Origin of the sequence: Pseudovibrio sp. JE062 (assembly GCF_000156235.1) — a bacterium.
Lineage (GTDB): Bacteria > Pseudomonadota > Alphaproteobacteria > Rhizobiales > Stappiaceae > Pseudovibrio.
On the sequence record NZ_DS996807.1, the window covers coordinates 440,519 to 460,518 of the forward strand.

At 53.2% G+C, this 20,000-nt stretch carries 19 protein-coding genes (1 of these 19 cut by a window edge); 8 read left to right on the top strand and 11 right to left on the bottom strand.

Translation table 11 applies throughout. From position 1 onward, the window contains the following. Positions 1 to 396 precede the first annotated feature (396 nt). Positions 397 to 981 carry a DJ-1/PfpI family protein gene (locus PJE062_RS09615; RefSeq protein WP_008548753.1) on the top strand — a complete coding sequence of 195 codons (585 nt, stop codon included), beginning with the start codon at positions 397 to 399 and terminating at the stop codon, positions 979 to 981. A gap of 50 nt (positions 982 to 1,031) precedes the next feature. On the opposite strand, the gene PJE062_RS09620 is transcribed toward PJE062_RS09615, so the two are convergent. The 4 genes from PJE062_RS09620 to PJE062_RS09635 form a co-directional block, all read right to left on the bottom strand. Beyond that, complete coding sequence (locus PJE062_RS09620; protein WP_008548731.1) at positions 1,032 to 2,810, bottom strand: M10 family metallopeptidase C-terminal domain-containing protein; 1,779 nt, start codon at positions 2,808 to 2,810, stop codon at positions 1,032 to 1,034. Positions 2,811 to 2,851: 41 nt separating this feature from the next. Continuing rightward, positions 2,852 to 3,124, bottom strand: a complete 273-nt coding sequence (locus PJE062_RS09625) for a hypothetical protein (protein WP_198136841.1) — start codon at positions 3,122 to 3,124, stop codon at positions 2,852 to 2,854. Positions 3,125 to 3,529: 405 nt separating this feature from the next. Next, positions 3,530 to 3,967, bottom strand: coding sequence for a cysteine rich repeat-containing protein (locus PJE062_RS09630; RefSeq protein WP_008548260.1), 438 nt, complete (start codon positions 3,965 to 3,967; stop codon positions 3,530 to 3,532). Between the two features lie 23 nt (positions 3,968 to 3,990). Further along, a complete protein-coding gene (locus tag PJE062_RS09635) occupies positions 3,991 to 4,302 on the bottom strand; it encodes a hypothetical protein (RefSeq protein WP_008548361.1) in 312 nt (103 codons plus the stop codon). Positions 4,303 to 4,673: 371 nt separating this feature from the next. Between PJE062_RS09635 and PJE062_RS09645 the strand changes: the two genes are divergently transcribed. Further along, entirely contained in the window at positions 4,674 to 5,648 is a 975-nt protein-coding gene (locus PJE062_RS09645) for a hypothetical protein (protein ID WP_008548279.1), read from the top strand. An 85-nt stretch (positions 5,649 to 5,733) separates the two neighbouring features. Beyond that, entirely contained in the window at positions 5,734 to 6,219 is a 486-nt protein-coding gene (locus PJE062_RS09650; RefSeq protein ID WP_008548179.1) for a RidA family protein, read from the top strand. Here the strand turns inward: PJE062_RS09650 and PJE062_RS09655 are convergent. Beyond that, positions 6,216 to 7,208: a GlxA family transcriptional regulator gene (locus PJE062_RS09655; protein ID WP_008548307.1), complete on the bottom strand. Its 993-nt coding sequence runs from the start codon at positions 7,206 to 7,208 to the stop codon at positions 6,216 to 6,218. The two genes, PJE062_RS09650 and PJE062_RS09655, sit on opposite strands and share 4 nt — an antisense overlap. Before the next feature lie 116 nt (positions 7,209 to 7,324). On the opposite strand from PJE062_RS09655, the gene PJE062_RS09660 reads away from it, so the two are divergent. Then, positions 7,325 to 8,125: an MBL fold metallo-hydrolase gene (locus tag PJE062_RS09660; protein WP_157039109.1), complete on the top strand. Its 801-nt coding sequence runs from the start codon at positions 7,325 to 7,327 to the stop codon at positions 8,123 to 8,125. A gap of 56 nt (positions 8,126 to 8,181) precedes the next feature. On the opposite strand, the gene PJE062_RS09665 is transcribed toward PJE062_RS09660, so the two are convergent. Beyond that, positions 8,182 to 11,049: a pitrilysin family protein gene (locus PJE062_RS09665; protein ID WP_008548794.1), complete on the bottom strand. Its 2,868-nt coding sequence runs from the start codon at positions 11,047 to 11,049 to the stop codon at positions 8,182 to 8,184. Positions 11,050 to 11,444: 395 nt separating this feature from the next. On the opposite strand from PJE062_RS09665, the gene PJE062_RS09670 reads away from it, so the two are divergent. Continuing rightward, positions 11,445 to 11,984 (top strand): chloramphenicol phosphotransferase CPT family protein, encoded by a 540-nt coding sequence (locus PJE062_RS09670; RefSeq protein ID WP_008548767.1) that lies wholly within the window; start codon positions 11,445 to 11,447, stop codon positions 11,982 to 11,984. 109 nt (positions 11,985 to 12,093) lie between these two features. On the opposite strand, the gene PJE062_RS09675 is transcribed toward PJE062_RS09670, so the two are convergent. Together PJE062_RS09675 and pyrC are read right to left on the bottom strand one after the other, a co-directional pair. Next, positions 12,094 to 12,789: an orotate phosphoribosyltransferase gene (locus PJE062_RS09675; protein WP_008548694.1), complete on the bottom strand. Its 696-nt coding sequence runs from the start codon at positions 12,787 to 12,789 to the stop codon at positions 12,094 to 12,096. 185 nt (positions 12,790 to 12,974) lie between these two features. Continuing rightward, positions 12,975 to 14,027, bottom strand: a complete 1,053-nt coding sequence (gene pyrC / locus PJE062_RS09680) for a dihydroorotase (RefSeq protein WP_008548491.1) — start codon at positions 14,025 to 14,027, stop codon at positions 12,975 to 12,977. Positions 14,028 to 14,430: 403 nt separating this feature from the next. Between pyrC and PJE062_RS09685 the strand changes: the two genes are divergently transcribed. Further along, positions 14,431 to 15,108 (top strand): nucleotidyltransferase family protein, encoded by a 678-nt coding sequence (locus PJE062_RS09685; RefSeq protein WP_008548230.1) that lies wholly within the window; start codon positions 14,431 to 14,433, stop codon positions 15,106 to 15,108. A gap of 250 nt (positions 15,109 to 15,358) precedes the next feature. Continuing rightward, positions 15,359 to 16,144 carry a nucleotidyltransferase family protein gene (locus PJE062_RS09690; RefSeq protein ID WP_008548600.1) on the top strand — a complete coding sequence of 262 codons (786 nt, stop codon included), beginning with the start codon at positions 15,359 to 15,361 and terminating at the stop codon, positions 16,142 to 16,144. Positions 16,145 to 16,150: 6 nt separating this feature from the next. On the opposite strand, the gene PJE062_RS09695 is transcribed toward PJE062_RS09690, so the two are convergent. The 3 genes from PJE062_RS09695 to PJE062_RS09705 form a co-directional block, all read right to left on the bottom strand. After that, complete coding sequence (locus PJE062_RS09695; RefSeq protein WP_247643113.1) at positions 16,151 to 17,341, bottom strand: hypothetical protein; 1,191 nt, start codon at positions 17,339 to 17,341, stop codon at positions 16,151 to 16,153. Between the two features lie 115 nt (positions 17,342 to 17,456). Further along, positions 17,457 to 18,245 (bottom strand): creatininase family protein, encoded by a 789-nt coding sequence (locus tag PJE062_RS09700; protein ID WP_008548792.1) that lies wholly within the window; start codon positions 18,243 to 18,245, stop codon positions 17,457 to 17,459. 68 nt (positions 18,246 to 18,313) lie between these two features. Then, on the bottom strand, positions 18,314 to 18,940 hold the full coding sequence (locus PJE062_RS09705; protein WP_008548502.1) for an NAD(P)H-dependent oxidoreductase: 627 nt from the start codon (positions 18,938 to 18,940) through the stop codon (positions 18,314 to 18,316). A 404-nt stretch (positions 18,941 to 19,344) separates the two neighbouring features. On the opposite strand from PJE062_RS09705, the gene ctlX reads away from it, so the two are divergent. Then, on the top strand, positions 19,345 to 20,000 hold the 5' portion of the coding sequence (ctlX, locus tag PJE062_RS09710) for a citrulline utilization hydrolase CtlX (protein ID WP_208982235.1). It continues 328 nt past the right edge of the window; only the first 656 of its 984 coding nucleotides appear in the window; its start codon is at positions 19,345 to 19,347; its stop codon lies off the right edge, out of view.

Consider the following 20,000-nt stretch of genomic DNA (forward strand, 5'->3'; position numbering starts at 1 on the left):
TGCCAGTATACGGCATCTCTTTTGATCACTACCCATTGTCCAACCAGCTCCGGATAATGCTGTGGTGGTTTTCCATCAACTGCAAAGGCAACAAACGTGGCACATCCCATCATCAGTGCCGCGATTGCAGCCTGAACAGGAAGTTTCCATTGCCCCATTTAGGCCTCCCCAACCAGACGGTGACCACTAACGCAGCACATCTCGAGGCTTTCCAAAATCCCTAAGAAAGGGCGTGGTAGTTCAGATCAAAGGAATTTACGTAAAGGGATGAGGGAGCATCGGTTTAGCTATCCTGAGAAGAAAAGGGTAGTCAGGAAAAGATTTGGAACATATAGTGAACATAATGATTGAAATTAAGACGATCCATTGGATGGATTACACATAAGGCTATTGGAAATGACGAAGATTGCAGTGATCCTCACACAGGGCTTTGCGGATTGGGAGTACGCGCTGATTGCAGGAACGGGCAGTCCTTATTTCGGTATGCAGGTTGAGTTCTTTTCGCCGCAGGCTGGGACTGTAAGGTCCATGGGCGGCCTCTCTGCCGTTGTTTCACGCAAGCTGGACGAGATCAGAGCGTTTGAACCAACCGTCATCGTTGTTGTTGGCGGCACCAATTGGGAAGCCGATCAGGCGCCGGATGTTGCCGATCTGCTGCGAGCCAATCATCAGCGCGGTGTTGTAGTTGCGGGCATCTGCGGTGGCACACTGGCACTTGCCAGAGCGGGCCTGCTTAATGAAGTAGCACACACATCAAATAATGCCGAGTTTCTGCAGCAAAATGTGAAGAGCTACACTGGTGCAGAGCACTTTCATCAAACATCAGCTGCAGTCGCAGATCAAAACATCATCACCGCTCCGGGCACGGCACCTGTATCCTTCACCGCAGCTGTATTCCAGGCCGCTGGGCTGAATGAGGAAGCCATTGCACAGTTCAACGGCATGCTGTCGGCGGAGCATAAAGAGCCCGCTATCGCTTAACAGCTGAGTCAGTGCCCTGGGTTGGAGGGGCACTGACCAGATCTGGCTGTTTACACGAAAGCAAAGTCACTTTCGCTCAGCAGCGCAGCATCCACGTTCACCAGAGAAATGGAGTTGGTTCCAAAGGTGATCACCGTATCCCCGCCATCATCAAAGATGGTCAGGTTCGCAAACTCTGCCATGCGGCTCTTGATGGAGATAAGGTCACTACCAAGTTCAAAGTCGTTGATGGTGTCATCGCCACCCACGTTGAAGAAGCAGAAGTTATCAGAGCCAGAACCGCCGGTGAGGGTATCGTCACCAGCTCCGGCGATCAGCTTATCCGCCCCGGAACCGCCATCCAGCGTATCGTCTCCAGCACCACCTTTCAGCACGTCGCTGCCAGAACCACCGCGCAGGGTGTCATGGCCATTTCCGCCAATCAGCTTGTCTTTGCCGCCATTGCCGATCAGTGTGTCATTGCCAGCTTTACCCGTCAGCGTGTTGCCAGCCGCGTTGCCGATGATGGTGTCATTTCCGCCGCTGCCAATGGCATTCTCGATCACGGCATTATAAGCGATCGCCAGATTGCTCAAGCCGCCGCCCACGTTGGAAAATGAACCGTCGATCAGGCTGATCATCTGGTTCACCTTGCCAGCGCCAGACATATCGATGGTGTCATTCCCGCCAGCATCCCAGATGGTCAGAGCACTCGGCATACCCTCGGAGAAGTCATAGACGCCACCGGCGTTGGAGTTGTAGCCATACACCGTGTCATCCGCACGGGTGGTGGTGTTCACGCCGTAAAGCTGCTGCAGAGCCAGAATATCCAGTGGCATCAGAGTGTCCGGGAAACCGCCGTAACCAAGATTGGAGTCCGCATTGCTCTCATCAAAGTAGCTCATCACGGAATACTGCTGCGTATCCTGTCTGAACTGAGCATGATCATCATAGGTGATGCGAACACCCGGTCCGGCGTTGTAATCCCCCGGATGCGCCAGCCCAACCGCATGGCCAACCTCATGCATCACTGCAAAGTGGCTGTAAGATCCAGTCGGCAGCTCGTCGGTGGAGACACTGTTTGTGTTCAGCCACACATCTCCTTCATATGCATCAGCCTCTGCCGAACCCGGGTAATAGGCATAAGCACCAGCCCCATCCGTGGTGGAGTGGTAGTTGGAAAACAGAATGGTCGCATCATCAGTGAAACCCTCCGGGTTCACCCGCGCAAATGAGATGTTTGCTACCTCAGAGTAGGAAGCCAACACACCCTCAATGGCGGCAATCTGCGCATCCGTTACGTGGGCAAACGTGTCCTCAACTCCGTTGTTGTTCTCGCGGAACCCATAGGTTACGGTCGCAGGCGTGCCCGGCCCACTCCACGAAAGCCCCGGACGAAGTAAGGCACCGGCACCCATGTTGCCATCATAATAAGCCTTGTCGCCCTCCACGACAGAAAGGCCATACTGCCCGGTTCCCTGTTCCCCATAGCTCGCCACATCAAGGTAGTAGGTGCCGCTGGTGGTTGCGGTAAAGGTGATGTTGGAATGGGCTCCCGGCCCGCCATCATCGTCTTCCACCAACAGGTTGCCCTCTGCATCGCGCAGGCGCAGATAAGGGTCTACCAATCGGCTCTCGCCATCAAAAGTTCCAATGGCCGCAAAGGTGTAGGTCTGCCCGGCGACCAGCTCAACCTTGTACCAGTCGTGGTCGCCATCGTTGGAAATAGTGCCTTGAACCGTCTCAAAGATATTGTCTTGAGTGCCCTGCGCATCCTGCCCCGTGTCCCTCAAACGGTAGGATGTTGACGCGTCGTCTGCGGCATCTCTGGTCTCGTAGAGATTTGTCATTCTGTTCTCCAGCTTAAAAATGGACATTCAGATGAATGAGTTCATTTCCGCTGGGGCTTCGGTGGTTTGTCCGTCCGCCCAGCATCTTCCAGGCACGCACGCTCCACTTGCTCGGTGGCATATTGAACAGTCCGCTGCTGCTCTTTGCGACTTTGCAAAGGGCTGCCAGCCACAGCCTCCTTCAACCGTTCAATGGCATAGGAACAGGTGGTTTCTGAGTAGGGTCGGTCAGGATTGACCGGCATGGAGGCTTTCGCACCAAAAACGGAAAACCAGAAAACAACAACCGCAAAAAACAATCTGGTGGTCTTCATGTGTCACAGCATCCAGGTCAAAAGCTCACAGATCGTCAGAGAAGAACAAAACACTGGTCAGGCAACAAGCAACAATGATCCATGACCGGCAGAAATGGCTCCTACCGATGATCTCCCACAATTTATGTAATGATCATGCGTACGCAGTTTTTCTATCAACTGACGCTGCGTCAGAAAAACGAATTATCTTTAAGGGAATAAATGCAAAAAGCATTATTCATCAGTCTTCTGACGCGATCGATAGATTAGGCAGATTTATCGTGCATTATTTTATAATAAAACATGTGTCGTGCAGATAATATTGTTTCGCGGAAAGTATGCTGGCTTAGTTTTCTTCATTAGAAAAAGCTGGAAAGCGGGTGACTGGGCAAGCGTATCACCTCGCCCAGCAGCGCATTCAGAATATTAGGAACCGTCATCCTTCAAGCCAAACTTTTCGCTGAAGACATCAATCACTTGCTTACATTCAGCTCCAACTTTGTCTTGCTTTTCATTCAGGCACGTCAGAATGCGGCCTCCGCCGACTTCGGTCTCTGAGCATTGTGCCTCAATGTCGGGCGCGCAGATTGCAAGAGCCTCATTGGCATTGGCAAACAGGAAGTCCATTGCATCAGCAAGATCATCAATAGCATGAGAGCATCTGGCGCTCAGCTTGTCTTCATAGGCGTACATGCAGGCGAAGATGCGTCCTTCACCGGGTGTCACCTCGCTGCAATGAGCTTTGATCTCCGGCTCACAGGCCTGAAACACACCTCTGGCCGCATCCTGCGCGGATGCATGGAAGCTGGTGGCCCCAAGCATCAGGCCAACGCCGAGCAAAGCAGTGCTAACTGATTTCATCATATCAGATCTCCAAAACAGCAAAATCAGGGATTAACAACCACATAGACAGTCACACCGTCTTGCACGACAGGCCGGTAATAAACGCCGCCGCAATTGTAATAGGAGTTGTAAGGCGTGCAGCCAGAGATGGACTGGCGGTAATTGGTGCGTCTGGAGGTTCTGCGTGACGTCCGGCGAGCGACGCGTCGGGACTGATTGATTTGCGGGTTCTGTGCGTTGGCTTTGCCAATGCCAAAGAAGAGAGAGACGCCCGTTGGAACCTCTGCAAAGTCGAGTTGACTGGTATAGCCGAGTGAACCGGCAATAACTGCTGCTGCGAGTAACTTCAGTCGCATGTTTGTTTCCCTTTATTGATGCGGTCATCGGCACCAGACCAGGCACATCAACAGCTGCACTGGTGTTGTCGCCAATCGCGTCAGCCATCGGCTTTCGCGCCTGCGCAGATGCTTGGGCACAAATCTTAGGGTTCTCTTGCAGCGTGCAATCGCGTTTTAGCCATCTGGGGTCTGAAGATGGCAGGGCAGGCCTCGCTTCAAGTCAGCCTCAAGGCTTCATGGGGCAAACACTTCAAGTTTGCTCAAAGCTTGAGGCATCTCCTTCAAACCGTTTTCACTCAAACAAGGGAATCTGAACTCAAATCGCTCGAAGCAAAGCATAATGCCGCAAAATTTTTGAGCAGTAACCGCCTTTGACCTGGAGTTGCTATATGTCTGACGTAGACGAACAAACAATCTCTCCAGAGGTTGATGTATGGGTTGAAGAAGTCCTAAGCGCTTGTAATCTCAAATGGGATGGACCCAAAACAAACTTCGACCGCCCCAAGAAAGAAAACCTGCGCATTGATGGCAAAACGCCAGTTGCAGAGCATGTTGATTATCTCCGAAAAACACTGAATGCCACCTACGCCAGACGATCAGAGATCGAGGGCAAGGCCAAGCTCGACCGCGATCTGGCACAACAGCTGCGATATTTTGATCAGGCCTACGTCGCCGTAGACAGCAACATCGATAAGGCCCAGGCCGGTGCGGGCAGGGGCGGTGCAAGTGATGCACTCAAAGATGCGGTGGACCAGCTGGAGTTCATGAGGGACGCCCTGGAGGCGGCTTATTACTCCTCAGCAAAAGATCCGGAAGAAGCATTTGCTGAGCTGCGCGCCAAGATTGATGAAGCAAAAGCTGAGCTGGAAGAGCTGGGCAAGGAAAAAGATAAGATCCAGGACGACAACGCACGCGAAGAGTTTCAGGATATCTTTGAGGAAGCCAAGGCAGGCCTTGATCAGACTCTGAAGACATTGGAGGCGGACAAGTTCCTAGAAGCAGAAGAGGAACTGGAAGAAGCCAAAACAGTGATGCTGGATCTGCAACCTGGCAACAGCGAGGAAATTGCGAAGCGCAAGAAGCAGTATCAGGCCGCAGTTGAAGATGCGCGCAAAGAAATCAAGAAGCTTTCTGGAAAACTTGCGACACTGGCCGATCCGCAGAAAAAGCTGGATTTTGACAAGCACAAAGCAGCTGCAAACAAAATTATGACCAAAGTCGACGCAGCCCTCAAGAACGGCAAGGTTAAATCTGTTCGTTCTGACATTCCAAAGCTGAAGGCTGAAGTTGAAAAGATGAAAGCCTGCTTCAAAGAAGAGCCAAAGCCCAAAGCTCCGCCAAAAGGCAAAGCTGGCAAAAAGTAGTTTGCAACAGTTCAGTTACGCGTTTTGGAGAGCCGGGCTTGGCTCTCCATCACGAATGACTTCAAAATCAAAGAATGAGTACCCTATGAAACTCACCAGCAAAGCGCTTGGCCTTTGTGCCGCACTCCTGTTCAGCGGTTCTGCACTGGCGGCAGGTTCAGATCAGAAAACCATCATCAATCCAGACACCCTGTCAGATTCAAGCAGCTCTGGTTACTCGCAGATCGTTGTCGTCGCGCCCGACACCCGCATGGTCTATGTAGCCGGGCAGGTTGGTATTGATAAAGATGGGTCCAACACTTTTGAAGATCAGGTCGATCGCACTTTTGAGAACGTCATCAAAGCGCTGGAAGCCGCTGGCAGCAGTGTTGAAGATACTGTGAAAATTACGGTGCTGGTCAAAGGCATCAATCAAGACAGACTGGATTACGTGAACAAGAAACGCCGTGAAATCTTCGGTGCAAGCCCACCAGCCAGCACATTAATTCCAGTCCCGGCACTGGCGACTGAAATCATCGAGTTTGAAATCGACGCAGTTGCTGTCGTGCCGGATAAGTCCTCCGGCGACTAATAAGCCTCTCTGCGAAATTTCTGCCGGTACTGTGCCGGGGATACGCCCACCTGTGAGAGGAAGGACCGACGAAACGCATTCTCGTCGGAATACCCCAGCACCTCTGCGATTTTCGCGATGGCAGTGTTCGTATACTCCAGCTGAGACTTGGCCCGTTCACAGCGAATGTTCAGGATGAACTGTTGTGGCGACAATGAAAGCTTGCGCTGGAAGTGGCGCAACAGGCTGCGGGTGCTCATGCCGAGAAAAGCCGCCATGTCCTGCACTTTGATGGGGTGGGAAGACAGGTTGTTTTGCACCCACTGATCCGCCCGCTCAATCGTCTCATCCCGCGTCTTCTGATGCCACGGGATCATGAAGGGCTGCTGAGAGCCGCGGTTCTCCTCCAGTACCATAAACCGTGCGCACAGCCGGGAAAGGGCAGGGCCTTTCAGCCGCTTAATCAGGTAGAGTGCAAGGTCCAGTGCAGATGTTCCCGCTGCGCTGGTAATCACATTGCCCGCATCGATCAGGATCTCATCGCCATCCAGCTCAACATCGTCATAGGCTGATGAAAACTCCTTCTGCTTCCACCAGGTCGTGGTTGCCTTCTTACCATCCAACAATCCGGCCTCCGCCAGCAAAAACGTGCCTGTGCAACTCGCCGCAACAATTGCACCGCCCTGAGACAGGCGCTGAAGTGTCTCTGCAACACCCTGAAACCAGCTGGTGTTGAGCGTGCATTGCGGAGCTGTTGCGGTGCCGATGCCCGGCAGAAAAACAACATCCGGAGCGGTGATGTCTTTAAGTGAACCGTCTGGTGTCACCAGAATGCCGTTGGAGGATCGCACTGGCTGACCATCCAGCGAGTAAGTCTTCACCGCAAACGGCGCCCCTTCGTCACCGCGCACCCTGGCGATCTCGTTGGCGGTCTCATACATGTCCGCCGACCCAAAGGCCGCGAGCCCCAGAAAGTTCTCCAGCAGCAAAATGGCTATAGTGGAAGGCATGCTCAGGTCTCACTTGGCGGATTATGTATGATTTATGTCTAGTCAGACTATATCAGCTTTCACGTCAAAAACTAGGATCAGGAGATACCGACGAGTTTTAAGAGCGGCAGGTCAGGATGGAACTTCACTTTCTTCGCAACGCAACCCTCATCATCCAGCATGAACAGCACAAGATTCTGGTGGACCCCATGCTGGGCAAAGTAGGCTCGCTCCCCAGCTACAGCTTCATCCGTCACAAGAGCCGCCGGAACCCTATGGTCCCGCTGCCTGATGTCGTGCAAGACCATTTGCAAGGCATCACCGCCGCCTTGGTCACCCACTGCCAGCTGGGCCATTCCGATCATCTGGACGGCGCCGCCAAGAAGTTCCTGCTGTCTCAGAAAATCCCAGTCTTCTGCCGTCTGGATGATGAAACATTCATCGGTAAGCGAGGCATTCCCACAGTTCCCCTCAAAGACGAGCAGCGCCAGCCGTTCTTCGATGGCTTCATCACGCCAATCCCGACGATCCATGGCTACGGTTGGATTGCAAGGTTCATGGGGCCGGGTGTCGGCTACTTTCTGGAACTCCCGGGCGCCCCCACCCTCTACATCTCCGGTGACACCATCCTCTCCAAAGACGTCCGCCACTGCCTCAAAACGCTGAAACCGGATATCGCCGTCGTCGCAGCAGGCAACGCCAGTCTGGACATCGGCAAGGACATCCTCATGTCGCTGGATGAGATCATGGAGTTCATCAGAATTGCCCCCGGAAAGGTGATCGCCAACCACCTGGAAGCCATCAACCACTGCCCGGTCACCCGCCCCCAACTGCGAGAGCTAGCCCAAAAAGCAGGCCTGAGCGAGAAACTCCTGATCCCCGCCGACGGCGAAACCCTCAGCTTCAGCGCCGAACCCGCCTTTGCTCAAGCCATATAAACCGTCAGCACCAAACAAAAACGCAGGGCCCAAACCCTGCGTTTTTTCAACTCGCCTTACTCCGGCAAAATCTTCAGCGTCACGTTCCGCTCTGGCACGAGGAAATCTGTGGCAGCCACCACCAGATCCTCCGGTGTAATCTGCTTCAGGATCTTCGTGTAATCCTGATAGCGCTGGATCGCTTCCGGGTAACTGACAGCCTGACTGGCCAGCTCAAACCACAACCCGTTGCTGTGCTCGGCGTTGTTCATCGCTTCTAGGATCGGCTGGCGCGCGCGCAGCAGCTCATCCTCGGTGATGTTGTCCGCCACCTGTAGTCCTTTGACGATATCCTGATACACCGTCTCCGCCAGCTCAACATCGTCTACCTTGAGTGAGCTGGACAGGCCAATGTAGCCGAAGTCTTTGATTGTGTTGGAGTTCAGGTTGAAAGCATACGGGCTGTAAGAGGCCCCCATCGCCTCACGCAGCTTATCGCGCAAGCGCAGCTCCATCACACCTTGCAGCAACTGCAGGGTATAGCTCTGCGCCGCGTCTGCATCGTCACTGGTTTTCCAGTAATACTGCAACAGCGCCGCGTCCTTGTCGCCCTCATGGGTCAGCGATACCGCCTGCGCATCAGGAAACGCAATGCCAGCCGCATAGCTGTGTGCTGGAACCTCATAGGTATGCTGCAAAGCGCCAAAGGTTTCGGCAACCGCATCAAGCGCCACCTGAACCTCCAGATCACCCACAATGCCAATTTCCACCGGCCCGTTTTGCGCAATACGGCTGATGATCGGCTTCAGCTCCTCATAATTCCGCTGCAACAGCTCCTCTTCGGTGCCAGTGCCCCAACGCTTGTCGCCGCCATGGAGAATGCGTGAGAACTCACGGCCCAGAACAGCTTCCGGTGAAATGCGGGAGTGCTTGTAGGCTTCTTTCAGGCTCTTCTTGTAAAACGCCGCGCCCTCAGGACGATAAGCCGGATCAGTCAGATACGCCGCAATCACCTGCAGCTGCAGCTTCAGATCGTCCGGCGTCGTGCTGTACTGGCCAGAAATACCATCCTCACCAAAGGAAAGACCAACACCAACCTGCGTTCCGGAAAGAACCTTGTCCAGATCCGCAACCGAGTACTTGCCAAGCCCGCCAACAATGAACGCGCTCTGGAAGAACCCTGCCAAACCATCTTTGTCAGCAGGCAGATCCTCAATACCGTGGCCGGTATGCAGCGAAACAAACACCTTGCCCTTGTCAAAATCCGTCTGCTTGAAGTTCAGCACCACACCGTTTTCAAAGGTGTAGGAACGGATCTGACCAAAACTGCTGATGGTCTGCTGAGCCACTTTGCCTGTCTCACCAAAGCTCTCATAATCAAAGCTGCTCAGAGCCTTGGCTTCAAAAGCAGCAACCGGCTGTTTCTGGCTTTCTGCAAACACAGAAAGAAGCGTCTCCTCCGCATTTGGAATGGCCTCAGCGGTGGTCATGAAAAGGTTCGGCTTTGCGTTGTCCCAAAGCTCCAGCAGAGCCTTAGAAACCCGCGCCGCTTTCAAGTCAGAAAAGTGCTCTTTAAAGAACGCCAGATTATCAGCGGATGAGGTGGTAACCCGCTCATTGAGCACATCACGCACCAGAATATTGGCAATGGTCCGGTTTGGAAGCGTCTCTTCTGCTTTCAGGGCAACTTCCAAAGAATTGAGCCGGTCCACCAATTGGCGATCAACTTCTTCCTGTGTCACGCCATAAGCCAGGGTTTGGCGCAGCTTCTGCTCCAGCAGCGCAAAGCCTTCCTGCCATTTGTCCGTGGCAAGCGTCGCGCTGGCAACAATCGTGTCCGCAAAATCTTCGTGATAGTAGCTTGTTCCGGCACTCACCATGGTGTCGTGAGATGCAAGCGCTGCATCACGCAGGCGCTCCTGCAAAATGCTGATCCCGATACCGCGCACAGCGTTATCAATGCGGGTCTGCAGGTTGTCGACACGCTCCTGAGATGGCTTGACCAGATAGAGGCTCACCACGGTTGGCAAAGAAGGCTCAACGAAGATTGCTGCACGTGGTTCTTGCGCCACCTGCAGTGTGCCGAAATCAGGCTCTTTGCTGTCCAGCTCCTGGGCATTGGCAGGGCGCTTCCAATCCGCAAAGTGTTTTTGAATAGCAGCGTCAGTTGCCTGCACATCAATGTCACCGGTGACCACCAGAGTGGTTCTGCCCGGTGTGTAGTAATTCTGGTAGAAATCGTGCAGCGTGGCCTGATCCATGGCATCAATGCCTTCCATGGTGCCCACTGGCAGCAGGGTGCGTGATTTGACGCCCGGATAAAGGAAGGCAAAACGGGAAACCATCGCGTCATAACCCGGCCCGTAATTGCCGCGAATTTCAGAGGCAACAACGCCGCGCTCACGATCAATCGCACTGTCAGAAAGCGTCAGCTCACTGGCTGTCTCACGCATGATGAACAGGGCCGTATCCAACAGCTCAGCATCGGCGGAGGGCAGGGACAGGCGATAGGTCGTGGTGTTCAGCGTGGTTGTTGCATTGGTTCCGGCACCAAAAGCCAGTCCCTCACGCTCCAGCAAGGCGACCATTTCACCTTCTGGCACATTGGTGGAACCATTAAACGCCATATGCTCAAGGTAGTGTGCCGTGCCCGGTTCCGGTGCTTTTTCAAGAGAAGAGCCAGCATCAACCGCCATGCGAACTTCAATCTGGTTCTTCGGTGATTGGCTCTGCACCATCAGATAGCGCATGCCATTGGGCAGTTGGCGGGAGATAACGCGCGGATGCAGCTTCAGATCTGTTTCAGGAAACCATTGCGATTGCTGGGCAGCAGCAGTCGGCTTGGGCTGAGGCGGCGTGGCAGAATCCTGCGCGAAAACAGGAACAGAAAAGGCTAGTCCGGTACTCAGCAGTGCTGGCACCATAAGGTGTCGGATTACATGCATATTTTCTTCCCTGCGTGCCGCCAGAATCGCTTGTTTGCTTTTGTAATGGCGCCCCACGTGTGCTGCTGTTCAACACAGCACAACCCCATGCTTTGCACGCAGTGGATCTGCAAGAAATCCAGTTGTTTTAGTGCGAGCTGAACCCGAGTGTCCCGTAAGAGCTTGGCTTGGCAAAAGCTACATCAGCGTAATTATCATAAACTTCGCTGTTTTTCATATGCTTTTGCTTCATGTTGCTTTTGTGGCAAAGCAGCGCAGGCGGGAAAATCTGAAGCTCTTGCAGTGGATTGCAAAACTTGCAATGTCTCCATAAGGCAATCTCGAGTTAAGCCACTGACCTCTATTTTCTGAGATGAGCCAGCATCTACTTTTTTAATTTTACATGGAATGCTGAAATGAGCGCGCAAATCATATTTCTGCACGGCCCTTCTAGCAGCGGAAAGTCTACCACCGCACGATCACTGCAAAACGCAATTGAACTGCCATTCTGGCACATTTCGATTGATCATCTGCGCGATGGGGGCGTGCTGCCGACCAAACGCATCAAGAATAAAGATTTCATTTGGTCGGACATGAGGACATCGTTTTTTGACGGCTTCCATGCTTCGCTAGCGGCATACGCTCATGCAGGGAACAATCTGATCGTAGAGCATATTCTCGACAACCCTGATTGGGTGCCGGAGTTAAGAGAGCTGCTCCAGCCTTTTGACGTTTACTTTGTGGGGCTTCACTGTGATTTGGAAACGCTGAAGAAGCGCGAACTGGCCAGAGCGGACAGGCCTATTGGAAGTGCTGAGCAAGACTTCCATTCGGTGCATACTGATCGTGTATATGATCTCGAGATCTCAAATGCCGCATCAACGGAACACAACGTTTTGGCCATTCTTGAAGGCTGGAGATCTGGCATACGAAAATCAGAGTTTGCCAGGCAATGATGATCTGAAGCTAAGGTCTCTCTTCTAGCGCTGGGTTGGTGATGGAAACAAAAAAACGCAGAGCCGAAGCCCTGCGTTTCACTAGTATGTTGGCCAGTTGAAGCGTTGCTTAGAGCGGAAGCTCGCTGACGCCGCCGTTGGCTGCGGACCATTCCAGTGGGTTATTGAGGAACTTCTCAACTTCATTCAGCTTCTCAGGAGAGAAGTAGTCATTGGAGCGGCAAACGCGCAGGATGTCGTGCCAGGTGGCAAGGTAGTGCAGGTTCACACCATGCTCTGCCAGCTTGCCTTTCGTCTCCGGGAAGATGTCGTAGTAGAACACCACAAGCGTGTCGGTCACTTCAGCACCAGCTGTGCGCAGTGCTTCACAGAACTTGATTTTGGAACCGCCATCGGTGGTCAGGTCTTCCACCAGCAGCACGTTCTGCCCTTCGTGGATGTCACCCTCGATCTGCGCATCACGGCCATAACCCTTTGGCTTCTTGCGAACATATTGCATCGGCAGGGCCATCTTGTCTGCAATCCATGCAGCAAACGGAATGCCAGCAGTCTCGCCACCTGCAATCGCATCAAACTTCTCAAAGCCCGCATCACGCAGCAGGGTTGCTACAGCAAACTCCATCAGGGTGCCACGAATGCGCGGGTAGGAGATCAGCTTGCGGCAGTCGATATAAACCGGGCTCGCAAGGCCGGAAGCCAGAATGTACGGCTCTTCTGGACGGAAGTTCACCGCCTTGATTTCCATGAGCATTTTTGCGGTCAGTTCCGCCATCACTTCGCGGTCAGGAAAAGAATTGGAAAACATCGCTGTCCCTCAAGTCACAGTAGGTGGTTTAGAGCGTGCTCCCGAAAAGCTGTTTCGGCTCTCAGGAATACGCGCACAAACAAAGATCTGAAACACGAGCGGGGATCTGGTGCAGATGCCGCCCTCGTTCACATCAAAAAAAAGCAGTTTGCCCCGGCCATATTAGGTGCAAACTGCTTTGAAACTTATTTCTCGTTCTCAACCTTCCAGAATATATCAAATCCCGGATTGAAGAGGGTCACCGGCCCTTCCGGCGTCGGAATGTTCGGCGGGTAAACAACCTTCTCATCGGTCTTCACCAGATCAACGGTGGTTGTGTTGGGCGCCATGCCATAAAACGCCGGGCCGTTGAGCGAGGCGAATGCCTCAAGCTTGTCGAGCGCACCTTCCTCTTCAAACACATGCGCCAGACAGCTCATGGTGTTGAGCGCAGAGAAGATGCCCGCACAACCACACTCGCACAGCTTGTTCTGGTCAAGGTGCGGAGCACTGTCTGTGCCAAGGAAGAACCGTGCATCACCGGAGGTCGCCGCGGCCCGCAGTGCAAGACGGTGCTTTTCACGCTTCGCCACTGGCAGGCAGTAGAAGTGAGGCTTGATGCCACCGACGAGAAGGTCATTGCGGTTGATGATCAGGTGGTGCGTGGTGATCGTCGCGCCCAGATTGTCACCGCCAGACTTGGCATAGTTGACGCCTTCTTCTGTCGTGATGTGTTCCATCACCACTTTTAGCTTAGGAAACTTGCGGCGGATCGGGTCCAGCACAGTTTCAATGAACACCGCCTCACGGTCAAAGATGTCTACGTCCGGTGTGGTCACTTCGCCATGCACCAGAAGCGGCAGACCTATCTCTGCCATCCGCTCCAGAACGCCAGCCACCTTGTCAAAGTCGCGTACACCACTCTGCGAGTTGGTTGTCGCGCCAGCAGGATAAAGCTTCACGGCTGTCACCAGACCAGACTTGGCGGCCTGCTCCAGATCATCTGCATCCGTGGTCTCGGTGAGATAAAGCGTCATGAGCGGGGTAAAGTCGTGGCCTTCTGGCATCGCTGCCAGAATGCGATCCCGGTAACCAGCAGCATCCTGACTGGTGACTACAGGCGGTACCAGATTGGGCATGATAATCGCGCGTCCGAAGTTTGCCGAGGTTGATGGCAAAACGGACTTCAACATGTCGCCATCACGTAAGTGCAGGTGCCAGTCATCAGGCCGTCTAATGGTCAGGCGGGTCTCGGTCATCTTCATGCTCCGTGTGGTCGAAAGGCTGCGCGACATCGGTTTACTGCCCAATGCCACCAAATCTCAAGGAAAATCTGCGGTTCGGGAGCATCTCGCACAAATACGTATGCAAGGGAACTGGACCTTCGGGTGAAATGCGCTGCGTAACCAGTCAAAAATAAGGTGGTCATGCAGTTTCTGCTATCCACATCTTCGTGGGTCTAAAGCACCCCGCACAAACCCTTGGCGAATCTACCTGTCAATTTTCGCGGGTAGCCAAGCCCCAAATTTGCATGGATTGATTTGGGTGGTAGATTATCATAATGTTCCCGTTATGTACTAAATTAATTCACTCTTAGTTCTGGTTTCTGAGGGCGAGTCGTAACGGCAGTCTTCGCAGCTTGATCTCTTTCAAACGAAAATCATGTCCATGTCAGTTTCTGCGACCTCTACCCCATCCGGCACTTTCACTCCCAAGGAGAAGATCCCCTCCTTGCCAACACGTGTCTCCCCTGTTCACCATGGCGCAGGTGAGCAGGGGCGCGTGTATTTTATTGAAGAGGTCATCCGCTCCACCGCCCTCTATGATCTGCTGAAAATCCTGCGTGATGCGGGGCTGCCAGATGCCTGGCTCGCCTCCGGCGCAATTTACCAAAGCGTCTGGAATGCACTGACGGGCAGGGACGCAGGCCACGGCATCAAGGATTACGACCTGATCTATCATGATGACTCCGATACATCCTACGAAGCAGAAGACCGCGTCATCAAGCAGCTCACCAAAGCCTGTGAGCCGCTGGGCCTTCCGGTCGAAATCCGCAATCAGGCCCGCGTGCACCTCTGGTTCCCCAAGCACTTCGGCATGGACTACCCTAAACTCGGCTGCTCGCTGGAATCGCTCCTCTACTACGCCTCCACAACCCACTCCGTCGCCGCCCGCCTGCACGAGGACGACCGCCTGCAAATCGAAGCCCCGTTCGGGTTGGAGCCCATCTTCCAGATGCAGATGCTCCCCAACAAGGTCCTGCCCAACCAGCAAACCTTCACCCAAAAAGCCACCCGCCTCACCAAACACTGGCCCGAACTTACAATCGTCCCATGGTAACCTGAGCATTTTCCCCCCCCCCTAAATCAACGAACTCCGCCATCTGCTACGACGCCCTTACCCCATCAGAAATACCCACATTCCCAACTATCCGTTTAAAACAGCGTACCTCTCTCAGCCCCTACGCAAGCATCTTCCAGCCCCCATGCTGGTGACCTCCGCAAAATTGATCCTCAACATTGTTTACCAACCCCCAACCCACCAATGGATTATCTCATTGGAATCTTTTAGTAGTTAGAAAGAGTAGAGCATGTCCCCGGAAGCCAATCACCGGTTCCTGAAAAAGGACCTGCGCAAATTCAAGGAAGTCGAGCATCACCAGCGCACTTGTTCAGCGCCCGATGTTCAGGAAGTAACCGGTGCAGGCGTTATCAAGGCAATGCCGAAATTAATGCGTCCATCAGCTTTGGCCAATGCCAACCTGGAGTATCTGGACCAGGCAGCCCTCGCGGATCCTCAAGTGACCAGCGAAGACGAACGCACACGCCTCCTTGAACTGATCCTGCGCTCCAACGCCCACTTGATCGCCGCCATGAAAGGCATCCGATCCCTCCGCCTTCCGGACTGGTGCATCTCCGGCCCCTCCATCGCCTGGCCACTCTGGACAGCGCTCAGGGGCAAACCCGCCATGGCAGGCAACCACCAGCTCTACATCACTTATTACGATCCCTCCGATCAGGCGCTGGAAAAAGAAGCCACCTACCTGCGCCATATCCGCCAAGTCCTCAGCGCCGGCCCTTATCAGGTGCATCTGTCCAATCAGGCCGGCCATGTTGTCCATCACGATAAAGACAGCATGAGCAACGGCACGCCCGTCACCTGCACCGCAGAGGCGCTGGTACGTGACCCCGTCCAGACATACGCCCTCGGCGTTCGCCTCGAGGCCAGTGGTACGTTCACCGTACTGGCCCCCTTCGGCCTCTCCGGCGTTTTTGCCATGAAGATGGAGCGCAACACCGGCTACTGCGATGAGGAACACTTCCTCTACAAACTCCGCCGCGTCGAAGCCATGTGGCCCGGGATAGCGTTCAGGTAAGGCAGCTTAAGGCCGCGGTCGAACTGGCAAATACCCTTGCTCAATCAGATGCACCGTCAAACCAATCGGAAACGGCAGGGCAATTGCATTCTCATAGTCGCAGGCAGAACTTGGTGAGCCATCCGGGCACACGAATTTGCGAAAATCATCCTCATCCCCGCGGCTCTTCTCGGTTGCCTCGTCAATCGCCGCCATGCCTTCTCCCAAACGCGCACGAACAGCTGCCCAGGCAGCCAGGAACCCGTTCTCTCCCCACAGCGCCGGATCTGACTGAGCCCGTTCTTCCAAGTAGGCCAACTCCTTGCGGAATGCTGGTTGATAAGCCGGATCCAGATTCGCATCCATAATCTCATCGAAGGAGAGCTTCTCAACAAACAGCGGTGCAAAACTCCCCGCATAGGGCGCAAACAGATAAAGGAAGCTGTTGTCTGAGCGCACCAGCTCAACGCTGCCATCACCGTCCAGATCCTCAAAGCTATAGCCATAAGCCCCGTCCAGCACGGCTCCTTGAACCATGGCCCAACCACCATTTCGGTCCTGCGTGATGATATGTTGCTCCACGCAACAATGAGCGCCTCCCGTAAAGCGCTTAATAACGACCTGCGGCAACTCTGTTTCATTGGCGAGCCGGATCACTTCAACGCTCTGCCCATATTCGGGGTAGTAACTTGGCTCAGTCTCAAACGAAAACACCTTGTCACGTCCAACCCAACCAGCAATACGCACGTGGGAGTTCTTCGAAAACGCATCATTGGGGTCCGTCTGCTCAACAATGAGGTCCGCATTCACCCGCAGTTTTTCCAGCTCCAGCGTAAAATGCGCCTGATTTTCAAACTCATCGAACTGCCGGTCTCTGTCAGGCCATACCGTTTCAACATATCGCCGCCCCCGGGAGAGGTAGGCATCTTCCGGCAGTACGGTGTCGAACTCCGCTCTGGCCAGCCGAATGCTCTTGAAGTGTGCTGGGCCAACCACAACGGCAAACCACCCATTGTCCGATCGCACCACGCGAACTTTGTCTTCATAAGCAGTGCTCTGCAAAGCATCTTTATAACCTTCCGCCAACTGCACCGCCTCAGTGGCATCCTGCCTGCTGGCAAAAACAAGCCACCGCTGACCACCGGAAAGGCTCAGAGCTTCCTGCGAAAAGCCCAAAGTCGGCATAGCAAAAACTGTAAGGAGAAAAATCAAACACACTCTCAAAAATGGCATAGCTCGACTCCAGAGGTGGCAGTCCTGTCGACAACTCAAAATGCAAAACACGGATCAGTCACGAGCACTGACGTTATAAGAGTTCAGCACAACTGACCCTTCAATCAAACCGGCTAATATCAAAGTCCGCTGTTTCCTGCAGAAAACCAATAAATCCATCGACCTGATGTTCCGCGGTCAAGCGCCCTTTTTCTGAGCTCGCGTTAGCCGCATTACCCACCGTGCCGTGCGGGTTCAGATCAGAGGCGATCCACCCGTAAGATGGCAGCCCGGTTGGGCCAAGACGGGCGTTCTCATCCAGATCCTGCGCAGAAGATCGGAAATCTTGCGCTCTTTGCATATCAACAAGATCCGCCCGGAAGTGCAGCATGAGAGAGGTCTCCTCATCTCCACCATGCAAACCAAACTTCAGCTCTTCCTCGCTGAACATGCCCTCCGGAGCGCCAAAACTGGACCAAAGACATTTCCCAACCAGCATCTTGCTACGAATGCGCAGCTCGCGGGCAACAATCCCGATCAGATCCAGATTGCCTCCATGGGAGTTGGCAATTACCATCTTCCGAATGCCACAAGCCGCAACAGAAGTGCCAACATCAATCCAATGCTTGGCGGCGGTATCCGCCCGCAATGATAGTGTACCGGGCGCATGGATGTGCTCGTCAGATTTCCCGATGCATTGCAGCGGCAAAATGCGAAAGTCCAGGGCTTCCGGTGCCCGGGCGCAAAGCGTTTCAAGCATGCCCTGGTTGATATAGGTGTCCACACCAAGGGGCAGGTGAGGGCCATGCTGCTCCACAGAAGCCGTCGGCAAGATCGCTATCGTCCTTTGAGGATCGATACTCTCAAAGTCCGTTGTCTTGAAATCCATCCAATAGCGTCGAGGAAACATGACAAGCACCTCACTATTCGGTTGCCCTCATGTATACCTGATGAATGAGCAGAGATGAGGGCTGTTCTCTAGGCTTTGCAAAGGCCTCGGGTCTTCCGTTCAATCACCTTCAAGTGGCGGCTTCTCGAGGTATCCGTCGAGCTGTCCATATTATAGTGTGCCGCATATCTGGTTTTCACCCAAGGGCTGCAAAGCAAACGTACACCGCGCAAAATGGTCTTTTTGCCGGGAGTACCCATCAGAAAACTAAGCCATCTTGGAGCCCCGCAGGTGGTAAAAACGGCAAGTTTCTTAATGTTCTGCAAATTTGGCTTGATCGCGCCTTCCTCGGTGAGCCGAAAGGCAACTCCCGGCACAAACACCCGATCCAGCCATCCTTTGATCATTGCTGGCAGCCCATACCACCAGGTCGGATAAATGAAGATGAGTGTGTCACACCGTTTCAAAGCGTCAATATGATGCTCAATGCCCTGCTGGTTCTGCGCAGTGTCCAGATAGTTGTCCAGCTCGCTCTTTGTCAAAACAGGTTGAAAATCATCTTCGTAAAGATCAATCACATCAAAGCTGATTTGCTGGTGGTTGAGCGTCGTCACCACCTGTTCAAGAACGGCCTTACTGAAACTCTCAGTGTTGGGGTGGCAATAGACGATCAGAGCATGCATGTTTTTGTCCGGTTCAAATGTAGTGCGGTCCATTCAAGCCATACACTAAGGCAGGAGTGAACCAAATTCCCTGTAGCTTCAATCATCATGATCGCATGAAAACCGTCTAGTTCGTAATCCTCCCTAACTCAGCTGAGATTTTCCATAAGCTAATGAAATTAAAGACCTAACTTTAGTAATCACAGGTATTTGAAGATCTGACTCTAGGGTTGTTTTATGTAATGCCTCAATATTTACACAATTTTATATATTTTTTAGTGCGTACTTTCTGAAAGATAAATCAGAAAACTGGCTGGCAATCACTTGGAGGAGGTGAGCAGCCAAAAAGAAAAAAGCGAAGTCGCCACACAAAGACAGTCGCGCCAATCCTCCCAAAAGAAAAATCTGCGCCCGATGAATGGTGCACTGTGTAACTCATCAAATAAGAAGCAGAACCAATGACGATTCACAGACCTACTCTCCGATCCGTTCAGGCCCCTTCCGCCGTTGTTATGATCCGCCCTTTGTTTTTCAGTACAAGCAAAGATGCAGGGCAGAGCAGTTCTAGAAGTCTTATTGGTGAAGCGCAGGCAGATATTGATTTTGCCGAACAGGCATATATGGAGATCTCAACCGCAGCCGATGAACTGATCCGCCACGGTGTAGATGTTCACCTGTTTGAAGATAAGTCCCGCGAAACCCCGCAGTCAGTGTTTTTGAACAATTGGTTGTCTACGCATGCTGGTGGGTATGTCACCATCTATCCAATGCACGCTGAAAATCGCCGGAAAGAACGCCGCGAAGACGTTATTGATCTCTTGAAAGCGGAATACCGGGTTCAGGATGTCGTTGACTATTCCGAGCTGGAAGAAGAGCAGCAGTTTCTCGAAGGTACCGGCGCGATGGTGTTTGATAATGTCGAGCGCGTTGTTTACGCTGTACCAAGCAATCACGCGGATCGTCAGGCTCTGGAGCAGTTCTGCAACCACTTCAAATATGAGCCTGTTATCTTTGAGGCTCAGGATGCTGAGGGCAATCCTGTTGCCCATACCAACTCTATCCTGTGCATCGGCACCGGTGTAGCGCTGCTCGGCTCAGATATGATTACCGACCC

What these genes read in the sequence shown, in the direction of transcription:
- PJE062_RS09615 (WP_008548753.1), top strand. Translation starts at nt 397, where the DNA reads ATGACGAAGATTGCAGTGATCCTCACACAGGGCTTTGCGGATTGGGAG.
- PJE062_RS09620 (WP_008548731.1), bottom strand. Translation starts at nt 2,810, where the DNA reads ATGACAAATCTCTACGAGACCAGAGATGCCGCAGACGACGCGTCAACA.
- PJE062_RS09625 (WP_198136841.1), bottom strand. Translation starts at nt 3,124, where the DNA reads ATGAAGACCACCAGATTGTTTTTTGCGGTTGTTGTTTTCTGGTTTTCC.
- PJE062_RS09630 (WP_008548260.1), bottom strand. Translation starts at nt 3,967, where the DNA reads ATGATGAAATCAGTTAGCACTGCTTTGCTCGGCGTTGGCCTGATGCTT.
- PJE062_RS09635 (WP_008548361.1), bottom strand. Translation starts at nt 4,302, where the DNA reads ATGCGACTGAAGTTACTCGCAGCAGCAGTTATTGCCGGTTCACTCGGC.
- PJE062_RS09645 (WP_008548279.1), top strand. Translation starts at nt 4,674, where the DNA reads ATGTCTGACGTAGACGAACAAACAATCTCTCCAGAGGTTGATGTATGG.
- PJE062_RS09650 (WP_008548179.1), top strand. Translation starts at nt 5,734, where the DNA reads ATGAAACTCACCAGCAAAGCGCTTGGCCTTTGTGCCGCACTCCTGTTC.
- PJE062_RS09655 (WP_008548307.1), bottom strand. Translation starts at nt 7,208, where the DNA reads ATGCCTTCCACTATAGCCATTTTGCTGCTGGAGAACTTTCTGGGGCTC.
- PJE062_RS09660 (WP_157039109.1), top strand. Translation starts at nt 7,325, where the DNA reads ATGGAACTTCACTTTCTTCGCAACGCAACCCTCATCATCCAGCATGAA.
- PJE062_RS09665 (WP_008548794.1), bottom strand. Translation starts at nt 11,049, where the DNA reads ATGCATGTAATCCGACACCTTATGGTGCCAGCACTGCTGAGTACCGGA.
- PJE062_RS09670 (WP_008548767.1), top strand. Translation starts at nt 11,445, where the DNA reads ATGAGCGCGCAAATCATATTTCTGCACGGCCCTTCTAGCAGCGGAAAG.
- PJE062_RS09675 (WP_008548694.1), bottom strand. Translation starts at nt 12,789, where the DNA reads ATGTTTTCCAATTCTTTTCCTGACCGCGAAGTGATGGCGGAACTGACC.
- pyrC (WP_008548491.1), bottom strand. Translation starts at nt 14,027, where the DNA reads ATGACCGAGACCCGCCTGACCATTAGACGGCCTGATGACTGGCACCTG.
- PJE062_RS09685 (WP_008548230.1), top strand. Translation starts at nt 14,431, where the DNA reads ATGTCCATGTCAGTTTCTGCGACCTCTACCCCATCCGGCACTTTCACT.
- PJE062_RS09690 (WP_008548600.1), top strand. Translation starts at nt 15,359, where the DNA reads ATGTCCCCGGAAGCCAATCACCGGTTCCTGAAAAAGGACCTGCGCAAA.
- PJE062_RS09700 (WP_008548792.1), bottom strand. Translation starts at nt 18,245, where the DNA reads ATGTTTCCTCGACGCTATTGGATGGATTTCAAGACAACGGACTTTGAG.
- PJE062_RS09705 (WP_008548502.1), bottom strand. Translation starts at nt 18,940, where the DNA reads ATGGACCGCACTACATTTGAACCGGACAAAAACATGCATGCTCTGATC.